Genomic DNA, 15,966 nt, shown 5'->3' on the forward strand with positions numbered 1-15,966 from the left:
TTACTTAACAGTTGCGCAACTATTTTTATCTATTTTTTAAAAATTTATTCTGGATATTCAATTCGTAAATGGTAAATGTTTGCCAACTTGTGCTTTAGCACTTTTTTTATCGATTGAATTTCTTTAAAAGTAATATTGGCATTTAAAAATTGCCCTTCTTCTATTTGTTTATTTATAATATTTTCAACAAACGCTTCAATTTTTGTGGTTGTAGGCTCTTTCAAACTTTTTGAGGCAGCTTCAACGCTATCACACATCATTAAAATAGCTGTTTCTTTACTAAAAGGTTTTGGCCCTGGATAACTAAAATCTTCTTTATTTGTATCATCTGGAAATGCCTTCTTCTCTTGGGCATAAAAATAATACACTAAACTGGTGCCATGATGCGTGCGTATAAAATCAATAACTCTATCTGGTAAATTATTTTTGCGAGCTATCTCAATGCCATTTATTACATGATCCACTATAATTTGTGCACTTTCTCTATTTGATAATTCCTGATGCGGATTAATACCTGTTGATTGATTTTCAGTAAAATAAGTAGGATTCTTCATTTTACCAATGTCATGATAAAGCGCTCCAACTCGTGTTAACATAGCGTTTGCTCCTATTTCGTTAGCACTAGCTTCAGCCAAATTAGCAACATTTAAAGAATGATGAAACGTGCCTGGTGCTTTGTTCGATAATTCTTTTAAAAGCTTAGAATTTGTATCTGATAATTCCAATAAAGACACATCAGACACCAAACCAAACAGCTTTTCGTATGCATAAATTAATGGTTGAACGAACAAGGTTGCTAATCCGCATAAAATAAACCAAATAAAAGTTTCCCATTTTAACTCGGTTACACTACCTTCATGTATTACAAAAAAAGCAAAGTATGCAACAATATAAATAAGTGTTATTTGCCCAACCGAAATAAATAAATTAGCACGTTTATAAAGCTCGGAAACCGTTAATATAGTTACAATGCCTGCAATAATTTGCAAAAACATATACTCATAACTATTGGGCACAATAAAACCCAGTAATAATACTGTTAATACGTGTGCAAACAACCCTAAACGCGCATCGAAAAACGCTTTAAACACTAAGGGCAAAATACAAATAGGAACAACGTAGATATACTTCGAATTGTAATTAACCACCATAGTTGAAATTAAAATGGTTAATGCAACATTGAAAAATATAAAGGTTACTTTCGTGTTATCGTCAAAAACAGTAATACGGTATTTTTGCAAAAATAGTAGCAACATTAACAAGGCCAGTGCTACTAAAACGGTATAAGCAATTAAAACCCAAATGTAATTCGATTTATTCCAAACTTGCGATTCGTATTCTTGCTGTAACGACTTTAGGATTTGATAAGTATCTTCATCTACAACTTCTCCTTTCGATACAATAAGCGTTTCTTTAGCGATACTTCCACGTGTAAACGAAATTTTGTTAAGCTCATCGGCTTTAACTTTGTTTGTAAAAGAACTATCGAAAATTAAATTAGGCTCTACCAAATCAAAAAATAAGGCCGTAAATTGTGTTTTATAACTCGTTAAATTATGCTGCTTTAAAACGTTAGTTATTATAGAAGACACATCATCTTGTTTTACTAAATCTGATATAAAACCTTCTTTTACCTGCGCCCGTTTATTAAGTAAAATAATTTGCCTTTCGGCGGAAAAATTATGGTTCTCTTCCAAAATACCATAATCATAAAGTTCAGAAATAATGTCTTCTCCAACGCGCTTTAAACGAGACAATTCCGATGTAGATAAGGAATCTTGAAATGCCGATTTATACTGAGTAAGATAGTCGTTTTCAACTTTGTTTTTAACTTCATAATCCACATCGAAATACAACGGAATTTGAGCTTCAACCTGTGCTTTTTCTTTAGTAATTTCAGCATCCGTTTTTTTAATAGCAAAATTAAATGGAGCCTGTAAATTTTCAGATTGCCAAGGTTTTCCTTTTTCAAAATCGTATTTAAACTTTCCGCTCTTAGGAAACAAATACACAATAAAAAAAGTAGTAGCAACAAACAATAAGCCTTTGTAAATCAAGGCATGATTTCTGTAGAGCTTGTTTATAAAGTCTTTCATTTCGTATAAAATGTAAATCAAATGTACTAAAATAATACCCGTAAACCATTTTTTATATTCATCTTATAGCTTATTTATGTATTAAAAAAACCTTATTTTCGCAGGTACTAAACTAAACGAATTAACTCATGAATAACGAAGTCGTCATAGTATCAGCAGCAAGAACTCCCATTGGTAGTTTTTTGGGAGCATTATCTACTATTCCTGCTCCAAAATTAGCAGCCATCGCCATAAAAGGAGCGCTCGATAAAATTAAGTTAAGTCCTAGTTTAGTAAACGAGGTTCTTATGGGACATGTCGTGCAGGCCGGTTCTGGTCAAGCACCAGCAAGACAAGCTGCTATTTACGCTGGAATTCCCGATACGGTACCGTGTACAACCATCAATAAAGTTTGTGCTTCGGGCATGAAAGCAGTTATGCAAGCGGCACAAAGTATTGCTCTTGGTGATGCTGAAATTATTGTTGCTGGCGGTATGGAAAACATGAGTTTAATTCCGCATTATTTTCATGCACGTTCAGGCAAAAAATTTGGTCCTGCAACACTTGAAGATGGTATGCAAAAAGATGGTTTAGTTGATGCTTACAACCAAAATGCTATGGGTGTTTGTGCCGATGCCTGTGCTACCAAATATAACTTTTCTCGTGAAGACCAAGATGCTTTTGCTATACAATCGTACAAACGTTCGGCTGAAGCTTGGGCTAATGGAAAATTTAACGATGAAGTGGTTCCTGTTGAAGTGCCTCAACGTCGTGGTGAACCTATTTTAGTGAGCCAAGACGAAGAATTTACTAATGTAAAACTTGATAAAATACCAGCGTTACGCCCTGCTTTTACAAAAGATGGCACTGTGACTGCTGCAAACGCCTCAACCATTAACGATGGTGCTGGTGCGGTAATTTTAATGAGTAAACAAAAGGCCGACGAATTAGGCTTAAAACCTTTAGCTACCATAAAAAGTTATGCCGATGCTGCTCACGAACCCGAATGGTTTACAACGGCACCTGCTAAGGCTTTGCCTAAGGCTTTAGAAAAAGCAAATTTAGAATTAAGTGATATTGATTTTTTTGAGTTTAATGAAGCTTTTTCGGTAGTTGGTTTAGCCAATATGAAAATTTTAGGATTAAACGACACCAACGTTAATGTAAACGGCGGAGCGGTTTCGCTTGGGCACCCTTTAGGTTGCTCGGGTATTAGAATATTAATAACCCTAATTAACGTATTAAAACAAAATAATGCCAAAATTGGTGCTGCTGCTATTTGTAATGGTGGCGGGGGTGCATCGGCAGTTATTATAGAACGAAATTAATTTAAATGCAGTACGGAATTTGTAATTTAAGCATTGTACCGCTTAGAAGTGAAGCCTCAGATAAAAGTGAACTGATCTCGCAAGTGTTGTATGGTGATATTTTTAAAATTATTGAACCTCGAAAAAAGTGGAGCAAAATACGTTTAGCTTTCGATAAATATGAAGGTTGGATTGACAATAAACAATATTTCGAAATTACCGAGGAACACTACAAAACGCTTCACGATGAAAACCCCGTACTTACCTTAGATTTAGTTGAGTTTATTGAAGATCAAAACAATCAACTACACCCTATAGTTATGGGTTCTACACTAAATGGTTTATCTATTTTAAACCATAAATACGATGGGAGTAGCACAAACCAAAAATCTCCTAAAGAAAACCTATTAAACACCGCTTTTTTATTTTTAAATGCGCCTTACCTTTGGGGAGGAAAAACAACATTTGGTATAGATTGCTCTGGTTTTACCCAAATGGTTTACAAATTAAACGGATACAAATTACTTCGCGATGCTTCGCAACAAGCTACACAAGGTGAGGCTTTAAGTTTTATTGAAGAAAGTGAACCTGGTGATTTAGCTTTTTTTGATAATGATGAAGGCATTATTACTCATGTTGGTATCATTATGCCCGACAATTATATTATTCACGCGCATGGTACAGTGCGTATCGATAGAATTGACCATTCTGGTATTTATAATGTTGATACTAAAACGCATTCGCATAAATTGCGCGTTATAAAAAAGATTGTTTAAATCGACTCATTTCGAATTAATAATATTTCCTAATTTTGCAAATATCAAAAAAAATACTAGCTGAAGTTAGAGCTTTATTTTCTATAAAAAGTACAAAGACTACTTGGGCTAAAGCAGCATTAACAGCTATTTCGGTTGGCATACCGTTACTTTTAGGATTATATTTTGATAATGTTAGAGCCGGATTAACAGCTTGTATAAGCGGTCTTGTAATTCTCTATTTACCAAATACTGGTAGTTTTACAAATAAAATTTCAACACTGCTCATTAGTTCGTTTGGCTTTATTCTTTCTTTTGCCATTGGGCAATTTTTCAGTTTCAGCCATTTAGCCTCAATAATTGCTTTTGGGGTGTATTCGATGTTAATCCATTTAATTCTATTACAATATAAAACGGCACCTCCTAGAAGCTTTTTTTTCATATTTATTACCGTATTATCTATTTGTCAGCCTTTTGATTTTAATACCATTCCAGAAAAAGTAGGTCTGATAAGTTTAGGCTTATTGCTAGCTAACTTTATAATATTAGTACACTTGCTTTACTTATCTACCAAAGCAAATTGGCGTTTAGAACCGCAACCCATTCGCATATTTCAAAAAACCGATTATGCTAACTTTTGGGAAGCGATAACATTAGGTTGTTTTATGGCTGCCTCGTTATGGTGTGGCTATTTTTTAGAAATGGAAAATCCTTATTGAATTCCACCAATTTCTTGTGCGGCATTAATGCAAGGCGCATCGCGTTACCATATTTGGCAGCCAACTTTCCAACGGATATTAAGAACTCTTTTAAGTTTAGCATTATGTTGGTTAATTCTTAGCGCAACAAATTCCATTGTTATTCTTTACATTTTAATTATTCCATTACAACTTATTCTTGAGATGTTAATTACACGAAATTATGCCCTAGCGGTAATTTTTATAACACCACTAGCTATTTTTTTATCGGAAGCTGCAAACCCAATAATTTCGAATCCCAACGTTTCAATAATGCTTCGATAAAAGGCTTGGAAATAATTGGTGAAAAAATTGAGAATAACCAAAAGTAAGTATTTCACCTTAAAGAGAAAATCGACATAACAAATAAAATTCTTTTGTAACCTTCCTCTTACAAAACACCATTAAGGCATTGGTTTCAAACCTTCCCATTTTACATTCCATTTACCATCCTTAGGAAATCCTGGGTTTTCAACTGTATTGCCATCATAACCTGCACACATTAATGCCACAGCGCTTAGTACACCGCCGTTTCCGGGTAAATATAGTGTTAACCGGGGTGTTTGGTAATTATGACCGCTTGGTAAATACGTATTTGTAATTTCGTCTCGCAACAAGCCTTTTACAGCGTCTTCTGGTCGGTTCAATCTCGTTGCAGCCATAGCTTCCAGCGGAAAATCCCAACCCCAAGTATGGTGCCAAGTCCAAACGCTATCGACTACATCAAAGGTTTTATTCATGGTTTCTAAATCGATATAATTGTTATGCGGTAAAAAACTAATGGCGCCTAAAACTGCAGGATGATCGATGGTATGTTCGCTAGTTTCAGAATATGAATTCGGTACACTTTCTGCCACTAAATACACACCGTCTTTTTCTGCCATAGGCACTAACTTATCAATTATAGTTTGCCAATCATTATTGGGTTCTAAGTTTAAGCGTTTACGCCACTCTTGCGCTTTTTGTAAGGCCCATTTCCAGTACGATAATTCCATTGGCGGATTAAACGTTTCAGTTTTATCAAAACATTCTTGGGCAGGAATAACGCCTTTTCCTAAGTTATATCTATCGGTTTCAGCATCGTAAGTAGGAAATGATGCCATAAAATCGGCCGTTTCAAAAATTAAAGTTTTATACTTTTCTAAATTGGCTTGAGTTGGGTTATTTCGATAAATTAATTCGGCTAAATAAATAACATGTGGTTGTTGCCACAATAAAAACGCCCCCACATTCGATGGTGCTTCTCCAGCTTGATGATCGGTCATTTTTTGCCAGCGCACGCCTTTATAACCTTGGCGTTTTGCAATGTCTTTAGCACCATCAAAAGCCGTAAAATACCAATCGATACTTTGCTCAATCAACTCCGTTCTTCCCCATAACGCATAATGCGCCGCATGCCACCAATACATTTCCATGTGAGGCTTACCATACCAACTGTTATAAGTTAATCCAGTTTCTTGCACCGGAAAATTACCTGCACATTGCGATCGCGTTAAGTATTGCGATAAAACAACACGTCGCTCGATTTCGAATGCTCTTGGGTCGGTACATTCCGAGAAATCTACTGCACCACCCGACTGCCAAAAGGTATTCCAAGTTGTAATACTATTTGCTTCAACTTTACTAAAAGTTACAGGGTTGCTTTGTTTTTCTTCGGAAAATGATACGTAAACCTCTAATTCTTCGTTATTCTTTTCTGGCGAAATAGTGAAATAATGCTTTTCTACTTCGTTAATGTTTGCATTTGAATTTAACGTAGTTGATACATAATACACATCATCATCTAAAGTTCTCGTAAATTGAAATGTTTTACCTGATGCTTTTACCGTGGTTTCATGTTTTTCTGAATCTTGATAATTGACACCTCTATCGGCAAACTCATTAGTTGGATACGGAAAACGTAATTTTAGCTGAATACGACCTTCGTCCAACAATTTTGAAGCTATTTTTACGGCAATACCGTCATCATCAAAATTAGCATAAGTAACCACCGAAACTTTTTCGCCTTCAACCGTAAATTCACTGGTAATTTTTCCGGTATAAACATTTAATTCTTGATTAATATCCTTTAAATCTTGTGGTTGTGCTATGCTTCCATCTGCTTTTACAATTTGCAGTCCCACATTACCTAATTGCAGTCGGTGAGGATTCATGCGAAAATAATCGGCGGCAGCCATTGCCCGCTCATCGCTTCTATTTTGAATGGCGTACAAACTATTTTTATCGCCGTTAAAATTGTAGGCTTTTAAGGTTTCGCCATGACTAAAATTTTCGGTGTTTGGTGTAGTATGCCATCCCCATTCCGATTGCGTTCCCAACGGTACGCCATTCGCATAAAACTCAGGAAAAGATTGCATACCCGTAACATCAACGGTGTATGAAAATTTACCATTACCAACGTTTAACGAACCCAATGTGTCTATTGCAGTAATTTTAACATTATGGCGCGTTGCCACCGCTTTTCGATCGATTTTATCTGCAATTTCTAGGGTTCCAGTTGGTTTTTCTTTGCATGACCATAAAAATACGATGCTTAATGCAAGTAAAATAATATTGATTTTTTTCATTGTTATAGTTTTTAGTTGGTGTATGTTTTTATGATTGTATTTTAAAAATAAAACCTGAAGCTGTTTCATATTTTCCGCCTTGCGATGCAGTAAATAAATAGGTTGGCTTACCTTTTTGAAACAAAAGCTGCGGACGTTCTGCTCGTCCATATCGCTTTAAATGTTTTGGTGCTGGTGGTTGTTTTATATATTTATCGATTTGTTGATAGCCAATTTCGGGTTCTGTCCAATGTTTACCATCCTGAGATTCCATGTATAACCCTACATCAATGCCAAATACACCTAAATCTCTTGCCAACATTTTAAATTTACCATTTTCATACCATACAAAAGCATCTTCACATTGCTGGTTATTTCCCATGTTATGATAATCAATAACTGGGTTACCATTATATTTTTTATAAGGGCCAAAAAGCGATTTAGATATGGCTAAACCATACTTTCTATTACCTCTAATTTTAAATTTTGGATTTACATAGCCATCAGTATCAAACGATTTATAGTACATCCAATAGTCGCCATTAGGATGTTTTAAAAACGACGGATTGGTTGTACAATGCTCGTCCCAAGCACCTTCTTCTCCTGGTTGTAACAAAGGTTCTTCAGGGCGTTCCCAAGGCCCGAATAATGAATTTGAAACCGCCAAACCAATGCGCTGTGTGTTTAATTTGCCATTAGAATTTCCCATAAAAAAAAGGGCATATTTACCATCTACGTAATGTATACTTGGGTTATGACAAGTGGTTGCATCCCAATATCCGGTGCCTCGTGGTTCTAAAACAGTACTTACATATTCATATGGACCTTCTGGTTTATTAGCAACTGCATGCGCAATTTCAGATGCGTGCGTCCATCCACTCATGCCTTTTGCTTTAGGCCAGCGCGAAAAAAACACATGAATTTTGCCATCGGGTCCTGCAATTGGGCTGTTACACCACACATAATAATCTTCAAACTCCAGAGCTCTACCTACTGGTGATAACCGTTTTTCAAAATCGGAAAGTTTTGGATTGTTAGCCTCTAATGACCATATTGACCCTGCATGTATTGGTAAACTGGCTGCTATTGATGCTAACAATGTTGTTGAAATAAAATCTTTTCTTTTCATTTTTTATCTTAATAAGGTTGCACTCATTACCCCAATTACAACATCGTTTGCCACTGCTTTTATTGTTAAACTTTGTAATGTTTTGTTTGGGTTTAATGGTAAATCTAAAAGTGTTGCTGCACCGCCATCTACTCCATAGTTACTGAAACCTTTTATAGGTGTGAAATCTTTGAAATCTCTGGTAATTTGTCCTGTTTTTAAATATACTCGGGGTGGTTTTGGCGCATTAGTGGTAAAAGCTAAACCATCAACAAAATAATCTTGCTCAATAGGCCACCAATTTTCGGGGTTTTTAAGTTGAAGAGTTTCAGTACTACCATCGCTATAAGTGACTATAATTTCACCATTTACAAACCGACTTTGCATTGGGTTTGTGGTTCCAGCCATCATAAAATAAGCGTGTGACGCCTGTCCTGAAATTGGTATTTCCAAAGATTTAGGAAAATTATCCCACATACTTACAAAAGCTATATTTTGTTTCTGCGGATTTGAAGGTGTTTTAAATGGTATGTTTTGCGGACTTACAATAGTATTTTTTTCTCCTGCTAATTTGCGCAAGCCTGAATCGTCCATTTTTGGTTTTACGTAAGGATAACACCAGTTGCCTATACCTTGTGTTGGTAATTGCAAGGTAGGTGAAGTTGGCCGAGGCGTGAGATAGTTTTGTTCAAATATTTCGGTGACTTTGCTATTGAAAACGCTTTCTAAATTGAGCATTTCAAAATTGGTATTTTCAGGTAATTGGTCGTCCCAGTTTTGGAATTTCGAGCTAATTTCTTCTTTTTTAATATGAATATGAAGCGGTTGCCACCAAATTGCATCGTTTTGTTTTAACTTTACAAATAGGGTTTTATCTCCTTCTGAAGCGGTAACCTTAAAATTGACCTTATTTTTTGATTGATTTACTACTGAAACTGCTTCTTGCGGATTGTAAATTTCTAAAATTTCTGATTGCGAAGTTGAAAACTGAATGTTCTCATTTAGCGTTGTTTCATATTGAAATTTAGTCGTTTCTATTGGATTGCCTTTCCATGTTATTTCTATGTTGTAATTTTCCGAATAAGGCGCTTCAACAATTAAATTAGGTGCACCAACAGCATTTTCATCATACTTATAATCACTAATCTTTCCGTTGATTTTTACTGCTTCAACCGCATCAAATTTTGCATCAATTTGCAGTTGTAATGTCATTGGAATTTTAAATCGAGAAACGATAGTATAGTTTGAAACTTGCCCCACTTCCGCGAAAGCGATATCAATATCTGGAAGATGTAAAGACGCATTTTTCCAATCGGTTGGGAAACCTGGTTTTATATGTAACATTTTAGTTATGGCATCAGGATTAACACCAAATAAACCCTCAACCAGCGAGCGTGCTGCCATACCAATTGGGTCGGCAAAATCACGATACAACTCACCACGCACCGCATCGTAAAACGATAGTTGCTGAAAACCGCCTGGAGAAGCTCCCAAATACATGCTTTCTATCAAGGCGTTATGCCACAATTTGTAGGCTTCTTCATTTCGGTTTCCTTGCCAGTAGGCCAACGCCATATGTAAATTTTCGGCGAGTGCTACATTGTTTACAGACCATGTGTACGGTTGCCAGTTGCTCGTGGAAATGACTTGCAAATCATCAAAAGGCAAGCCCGTTGCTTTAACTGGAATGTGCGGGATTTGCGTATCGACATAGCGTAAAGCTTGGTAGGCTTGAAATGGACTTGAAACCGCTTCATCCAAGGCATGATAAACCGTCCAAATCCCAGGCTTTTCATGTAATAATTGACTTCCTAACAAATCTTTGTATTCCGCATAAACACCATTTTTAGGCATCCACAACTGCTCTTCAATAGCATTTTTAATATGTTTTGCTTCTTTTAAGTACGGTTCTGTATTCTCGCCCAATATTTCGGCAATTTTAGCCGCTTTCAAATTGGCCGAATAATTATATGCCGAAGCATAGGTAACACCGCCACCCGAATATTGCAACGCATCGCTTGCCCAAATGGTAGCATAAGCATCGTAAAGTCCGTCGCCATCAGCATCAAAATTGCGTTTTTCCCAAGCCAAATGGCGTTTTATAACCGGCCACATTTGTTTGATAAAAGCCACATCGCCATCCCATTGAAAACCTCGCAATATCTGATTGATAAAGACTGAATTCATATCGTAATGATGCGCCTTCGTGTTGTTGTTTGGATGCCGACTAATATACCCTCGACTAAACATAGCCGTTCCTAAAACCTCTTTTTGGCGGGCAAAATTTCTGGAACTATCTAAAACCACAGGTCCCGTTTCGGGTTCTAAAACCTGGGAATTACCGTAGCTTTTAAAATGCGTTTGCGCTCTATCATGCCAACCTAAAGGATGAGCGACATACGCACCACGCCAAGCGTTTAAATACATTCTCCACGCTACGGCACCATGTAAATAGGCTGGATTTTCCCAAATGGCATCGGCGGCAGTAGCCAATGCACCACCCAAGGTATTCAAATACGGATCTGGTGTTTTTAAAACTACGCGGTTTTGAAGTGTTTCGGCTTTTGTAACGGCTTCATTAAATTCGTTTTCAAGTTGTTTTTGATTGGTTTTTACAACCTTTTGATTGTACTCAAGTTTCCAGAATTGTTTGGCACTTAATTTCGTTTCCCCAATGAAAATGGGTAAACTATCTAATTTTGAATTGTAAAGCTCTAGTGGCGATTTATCTAAATTTGCTTCAACTATTTTTGTTATTGAATTGGGAAAATAACCTAAAACTATTTTATTATTTCCTGTTTTTTGCTTGTTACTTTCCGACCCAAAATGCAATTGAAAATGATTTTTTTCAATCTCATAAACGTTATTTAAACAATAATTGGGATGCTGATAAAATACCGATTCAGGATCGGCACCAATATCGCCATCACGATGAAACTTTTTACCTGTTGCTCCGCCAAATGCCCAAATTAAATTAATATCTTTTGAAATATTTTCGGCTTTAAGCTTCAAAATCAGAGCTTCATTATTAGCATGCGCCACTACTGAAACTTGCAAAGTACCAGAATTCAATATAGCGTCTTGAATAGTGTAGCTTACAATTCCTGGTGAATATACCGTTTTTATCGAGTCGCAATCGGTAATCCATTTGCTTTCATTATCTGTAGTAATGCCTAATTTTAAATTACCACCCATTCCTGGTAAATACAAGGCAAACTCAGGTAAATCGCCTGCTTCTACTCGAAAACCAGTATTGGTCCCGTAAAGTGCTCTGTTAAATTTTCGGTTGCCATGTTTTAAAACAAAACTTTGTCCGTTTGGTGTGTAGTGAATCTTTCTACTTTGTACGGTTTCTTCTTGTCCTAAGGCTTGAAAAGAAATAAAAAGCAGGCATAATCTAAAAATATAAGTAGGCTTGTTTTTTGAAAATAGCATTAATGTCTTATTTAGTTTAGTGATTTATTTTACAATTTTAACATCTATTTCTGCCGATAACTGATTGGTTAAGTCTTTTACATAATTGGCAAAATAGGCTTCGTTTTTAAATTTTGGATCCTTTAACTCCCAGCAAGCAACGGCGTAATAGCTTATTGGTACATCATTTTCAATATTTAGTCTTGCTAAAATGGTTTGCGTTAGTTGACCTGATTCTGGTGCTTCAACATTGTCAATGTATGCATCTTTTGGTAAAATAAGCGCCATTCCTAGCCACCATTCTTTATTATATGTTTGCTTGTCGTGTGTGTAAAGTGTTATGAATTTTTCGTTTTCATCGTACACAGAAAGCGGATTATCATTATTTATATCCACTAATCCCACAGCAAGTTTTTCATCTCCTTTTAAGTCTTTTAGAGTAACCGTGTTTTTATAAGCATACATCCCTGGCCAAATGGTTGTTTCTTCAGCAACATTGTACGTTCTATCATCAGTTGCATTCCAATTTTTGTAATTGTAAGTCAATAAAGATTTTACCGGACCTTCATTTTGAATTTTAAATGTAGTTTTTTCAACATTATTAACCGAATCGTTCACGGTTACCCCAAGTCTGAACAACGCATCATCAGTAATTAATGCATAACCGCCCAAACCAACAGAATTACCAACTGCTAAAATATCTCTTCCCCAATCTTCCATGACGTGATAGTTATCCTCAACCTCACCTTTAGCATTAATGCCGACATCTTCGGGTGAGATTTCGGCAATCTTTTTACCGAATAAATCTTTCGAGTTTCTACCATCTAAATAATGACGAAATCCAACTTTATCATTTTCCCACGAAGGTCCATCGGTTTGATAACGCTGATACCCCAAACTTTTAGGTAAATCTTTCGCGATTAAAACCTCATCAGTCGCTGGTTCTACAGGCGAATCGATAGCAGAACGCTTCCCAAAACGTGCGCTGGTTCTTACCGTGTATTCTGGTTCTGCATCAACCCATTGCAAATCGATTGATTTTTCTTGGTTTGGCTCAAAATTTGTTACAAAAAATAGCTCATCCCAAATGCCATCACCCGTTGTATCATTAATTTGAACTGGAATAGTATCATTCCCTGACATTAATAACGGATAGTTATTTAAGGTTTCGTAAACCGTTAAACTATCGCGATGAATAGCAATGGCTTTATCGGTTAATTTAATGTTTGATGTATTGGATAACACAATGCTTTCACCTTTTTTTTCTGGTGATTTACAAGCTACACCTGCAACTAATAAGGCGCTTAATGCTACTAATTTTCTCATATTAATTATTTGATTTTTTGTTCTTTTATTTTACCGCAACATCCCAAACCTTTGATAGTCTTGATGTTCCTTTGGGCCCTTTTACTGTTAAAACAACCACGTATTTACCTGCATCTTTATATTGATGTATCGGATTTTTTTCCTCGGAAGTTGTGCCATCTCCAAAATCCCAATGCCATGACTTAACATCTCCTTCTGATCCATCTGAAAATGCCACTTTTCGTTCATCCATATTTAGAACCTTGAACGTCCACTTTGCTTCTATGTCATTTTTAAAATCTGCTTCAAGTGGCATCAATTTAAAAGGTAATAAATAGGATGCATTACCGTACATCGTATGCTCTTTTGATAAATTCCAGAACCCGTTATTATTGGTATTTTCAACATCATCATAATCAATAATTGCCCAACAAAGTCCGATGTTTTTATTTTCAATCAATTGAGATTTTACAGTGCGTTCTGGTGTATTTCCTGCATAATCGAACGGTGTAATCCAGAATTCCAACACCAATTTACCCGATTCGCCAGGTTTAAAATTATAGTTGTAAGCGGCATTCGCATACGGTAAATCTTTAATCCATGGTTGACTACCCCAAACCATCGTCCAATCTTTATCTTTTGCAGGTGTAAAAATGTGATAGTTTTGCGCATGCACGCCATGATAACTAAAATAGGCATCCATAATATCGAGCGATTTGTTGGGATGAAATCTATCGATAAATGTGCCTCCGGATTGGTCGGCATCCACAACCACCTCAAAGGTATCATTATGAAGCCCTTCTTGCGAAAAATCCCAATAATCATCGTAAGCTTCATATAAAAAATACAATCGATTTAAGCCTTTTACCCAGCCCACTTTCACGCTTACGGTTAAATTTTCAGGATTTATATTTTCGTGTTTTTTGCTATCGTCCCACAATTCTTCCATACCAACAGTATAACTTTCGGGCACTAAATCCCAATCAGATGTATCGCCGTTAATCGTTGGTATTTTATCTTTTGGAAACTGAAAGACCTTAAAACTTCTGTCGTCTTGCGCTTGTGTAAAATGACACGTAAAAACACAGATTAACACCGCTAAAAAACACTTAAATAGCTTTGAGTTTCTTATTAAAAATGAAAAATAAATTTGCATAAATCCAGGTAATTTACTCATTATAAACGGTTTCTGTAAAGTTAACACCATTTGTATGTTCCAAGGTTACCCTTGTGCTATCTTTAGCATAAATTTTAACATTATTAAGTGTCCAGTCTTCACTAAAACTCACTTGTCCCGCAGTTTCAGCTTCTATAGAAACGTTACTTAAAGACACATTTTTTATTACCGAAGCTTCTAAACCATTAACGTTTATAGCTGTTTGTGCACCTTTTATAGCAACGTTATTGACACTAATGTTTCTAAAAGTTGGAATGCCCTTTTCTGGCGTTACAATTTTCAGCATTTTTTTCCAATGTTCTGGTATCTCGTTTTCGTTAAATGCTTCTGGTAATTTGGAGTAGCTGTAGGCCGGATTCCAGTTCATGCCAACTTGCATAAAGGTTCTTACGGAATCCATTTTAATGTTTTCCATCACGATATCTTCAACCGTTCCTCCACGGTTTACAGCCGACTTAATATTGAGTCCATTTTTGGTTCCAAATCCTTTTATATTACTCACATAAACGTGCCTAATACTACCCGCAGTTTCGCTGCCAAGAGTAAATAACCCTGCACCACGGCGTGCAATACAATCTTTAATCACGACATATTCAGTTGGCTTGTTTACACGTTGTCCATCCCAATCGCGACCAGCTTTCAAACAAAAATTATCGTCGTTACAATCAATATCACAATTTTGAACCAAAATATATCGCGAAGAATCAATATCGATACCATCGGTACTTGGACCATGACCGCCAATATTATTTTTTATGGTCAAACCATCAACCGTTATAAATTGTGAATAAAGTACTTGAACCGTCCAAAATCCAGCACGCTGAATGTTTAAATTTTTAAACGCAACATTTTCCGATTTTGAAATTAAAAAGGTTCTTGGGCGCTTCGCATCGTAATCTACAATCCACCGTAAACCACGCGGTTCGTAATCGTTTCGGCGCAAATCCCAATAATAATCCCAAAACACTTTGCCTTGTCCGTCCACCGTTCCATCGCCATCAATAATAACATTGTTTTGGTTTCTTACATTTATTAAAGCCGCAGGCCATTTAATTTCAATGCCTGCAATTCTAGTATCAATTTCTTTGTAATCCTTAATATTTTCACTACCCAAAATAGTGACACCTTCGGGTACTAAAAATTTAATATTGCTTTTTATAAAAATAGAACCCGTTAAATACGTACCAGGTTTAAAAGTCACAACACCACCGCCAGCATCACTACAAGCATCAATGGTTTTTTGTATGGCATCGGTATTAATAGTGTTTTTATCACTAACGGCTCCATAATCATTCACAAAAAAGGTTTGATTTGGTATGGTAATTGGTTTAGACCCTACACTGTCTTTCCAAGTGGTTTGCAGCGTTTTAGTTTCGGTTGGTTGGTTACTTTTTTTGCTTTTATTTTCCTTGCATGATGTGGTAACTACGGCTAATAAAAACAAAAAAATCAGGTGGTGTTTCATATTTTAAAATTATATTGTAGTGCTAAAAATACACCATTAATTTTCCCGAAGTATCCTGTACAAACAGGTAATTCGTT

At 36.1% G+C, this 15,966-nt stretch carries 11 protein-coding genes; 4 read left to right on the top strand and 7 right to left on the bottom strand.

Annotation, left to right across the window (positions count from 1 at the left end; genetic code table 11):
- Positions 1 to 44: 44 nt before the first annotated feature.
- Positions 45 to 2,096, bottom strand: a complete 2,052-nt coding sequence (locus PK35_RS03025; RefSeq protein WP_044625127.1) for an HD family phosphohydrolase — start codon at positions 2,094 to 2,096, stop codon at positions 45 to 47.
- 128 nt (positions 2,097 to 2,224) lie between these two features.
- On the opposite strand from PK35_RS03025, the gene PK35_RS03030 reads away from it, so the two are divergent.
- The 4 genes from PK35_RS03030 to PK35_RS18010 are packed head-to-tail and all read left to right on the top strand — an operon-like array spanning position 2,225 to position 5,159.
- Positions 2,225 to 3,403 carry an acetyl-CoA C-acyltransferase gene (locus PK35_RS03030; RefSeq protein ID WP_044625128.1) on the top strand — a complete coding sequence of 393 codons (1,179 nt, stop codon included), beginning with the start codon at positions 2,225 to 2,227 and terminating at the stop codon, positions 3,401 to 3,403.
- Between the two features lie 5 nt (positions 3,404 to 3,408).
- Positions 3,409 to 4,158 (top strand): C40 family peptidase, encoded by a 750-nt coding sequence (locus PK35_RS03035; protein ID WP_044625129.1) that lies wholly within the window; start codon positions 3,409 to 3,411, stop codon positions 4,156 to 4,158.
- A 35-nt stretch (positions 4,159 to 4,193) separates the two neighbouring features.
- Positions 4,194 to 4,856 carry a hypothetical protein gene (locus PK35_RS03040; RefSeq protein ID WP_052825825.1) on the top strand — a complete coding sequence of 221 codons (663 nt, stop codon included), beginning with the start codon at positions 4,194 to 4,196 and terminating at the stop codon, positions 4,854 to 4,856.
- Between the two features lie 9 nt (positions 4,857 to 4,865).
- Entirely contained in the window at positions 4,866 to 5,159 is a 294-nt protein-coding gene (locus tag PK35_RS18010) for an FUSC family protein (RefSeq protein ID WP_414629294.1), read from the top strand.
- A gap of 119 nt (positions 5,160 to 5,278) precedes the next feature.
- Here PK35_RS18010 and PK35_RS03045 read toward each other — a convergent pair whose 3' ends face one another.
- From PK35_RS03045 to PK35_RS03070, 6 genes are read right to left on the bottom strand one after another with little or no spacing between them, the layout of a single operon-like run.
- Entirely contained in the window at positions 5,279 to 7,441 is a 2,163-nt protein-coding gene (locus PK35_RS03045) for a hypothetical protein (protein WP_044625254.1), read from the bottom strand.
- A gap of 28 nt (positions 7,442 to 7,469) precedes the next feature.
- On the bottom strand, positions 7,470 to 8,549 hold the full coding sequence (locus PK35_RS03050; RefSeq protein ID WP_052825830.1) for a glycoside hydrolase family protein: 1,080 nt from the start codon (positions 8,547 to 8,549) through the stop codon (positions 7,470 to 7,472).
- A gap of 3 nt (positions 8,550 to 8,552) precedes the next feature.
- On the bottom strand, positions 8,553 to 11,963 hold the full coding sequence (locus PK35_RS03055; RefSeq protein WP_052825832.1) for a DUF4450 domain-containing protein: 3,411 nt from the start codon (positions 11,961 to 11,963) through the stop codon (positions 8,553 to 8,555).
- Positions 11,964 to 11,987: 24 nt separating this feature from the next.
- Positions 11,988 to 13,268 carry a DUF4861 domain-containing protein gene (locus PK35_RS03060; RefSeq protein WP_044625130.1) on the bottom strand — a complete coding sequence of 427 codons (1,281 nt, stop codon included), beginning with the start codon at positions 13,266 to 13,268 and terminating at the stop codon, positions 11,988 to 11,990.
- Between the two features lie 25 nt (positions 13,269 to 13,293).
- Positions 13,294 to 14,424 carry a PKD domain-containing protein gene (locus PK35_RS03065; protein WP_238320867.1) on the bottom strand — a complete coding sequence of 377 codons (1,131 nt, stop codon included), beginning with the start codon at positions 14,422 to 14,424 and terminating at the stop codon, positions 13,294 to 13,296.
- On the bottom strand, positions 14,417 to 15,889 hold the full coding sequence (locus PK35_RS03070) for a glycoside hydrolase family 28 protein (RefSeq protein ID WP_044625131.1): 1,473 nt from the start codon (positions 15,887 to 15,889) through the stop codon (positions 14,417 to 14,419). Before PK35_RS03070 ends, PK35_RS03065 begins: the two co-directional genes overlap by 8 nt.
- Positions 15,890 to 15,966 lie beyond the last annotated feature (77 nt).

It is taken from the genome of Neotamlana nanhaiensis (genome assembly GCF_000943555.1).
Lineage (GTDB): Bacteria > Bacteroidota > Bacteroidia > Flavobacteriales > Flavobacteriaceae > Neotamlana > Neotamlana nanhaiensis.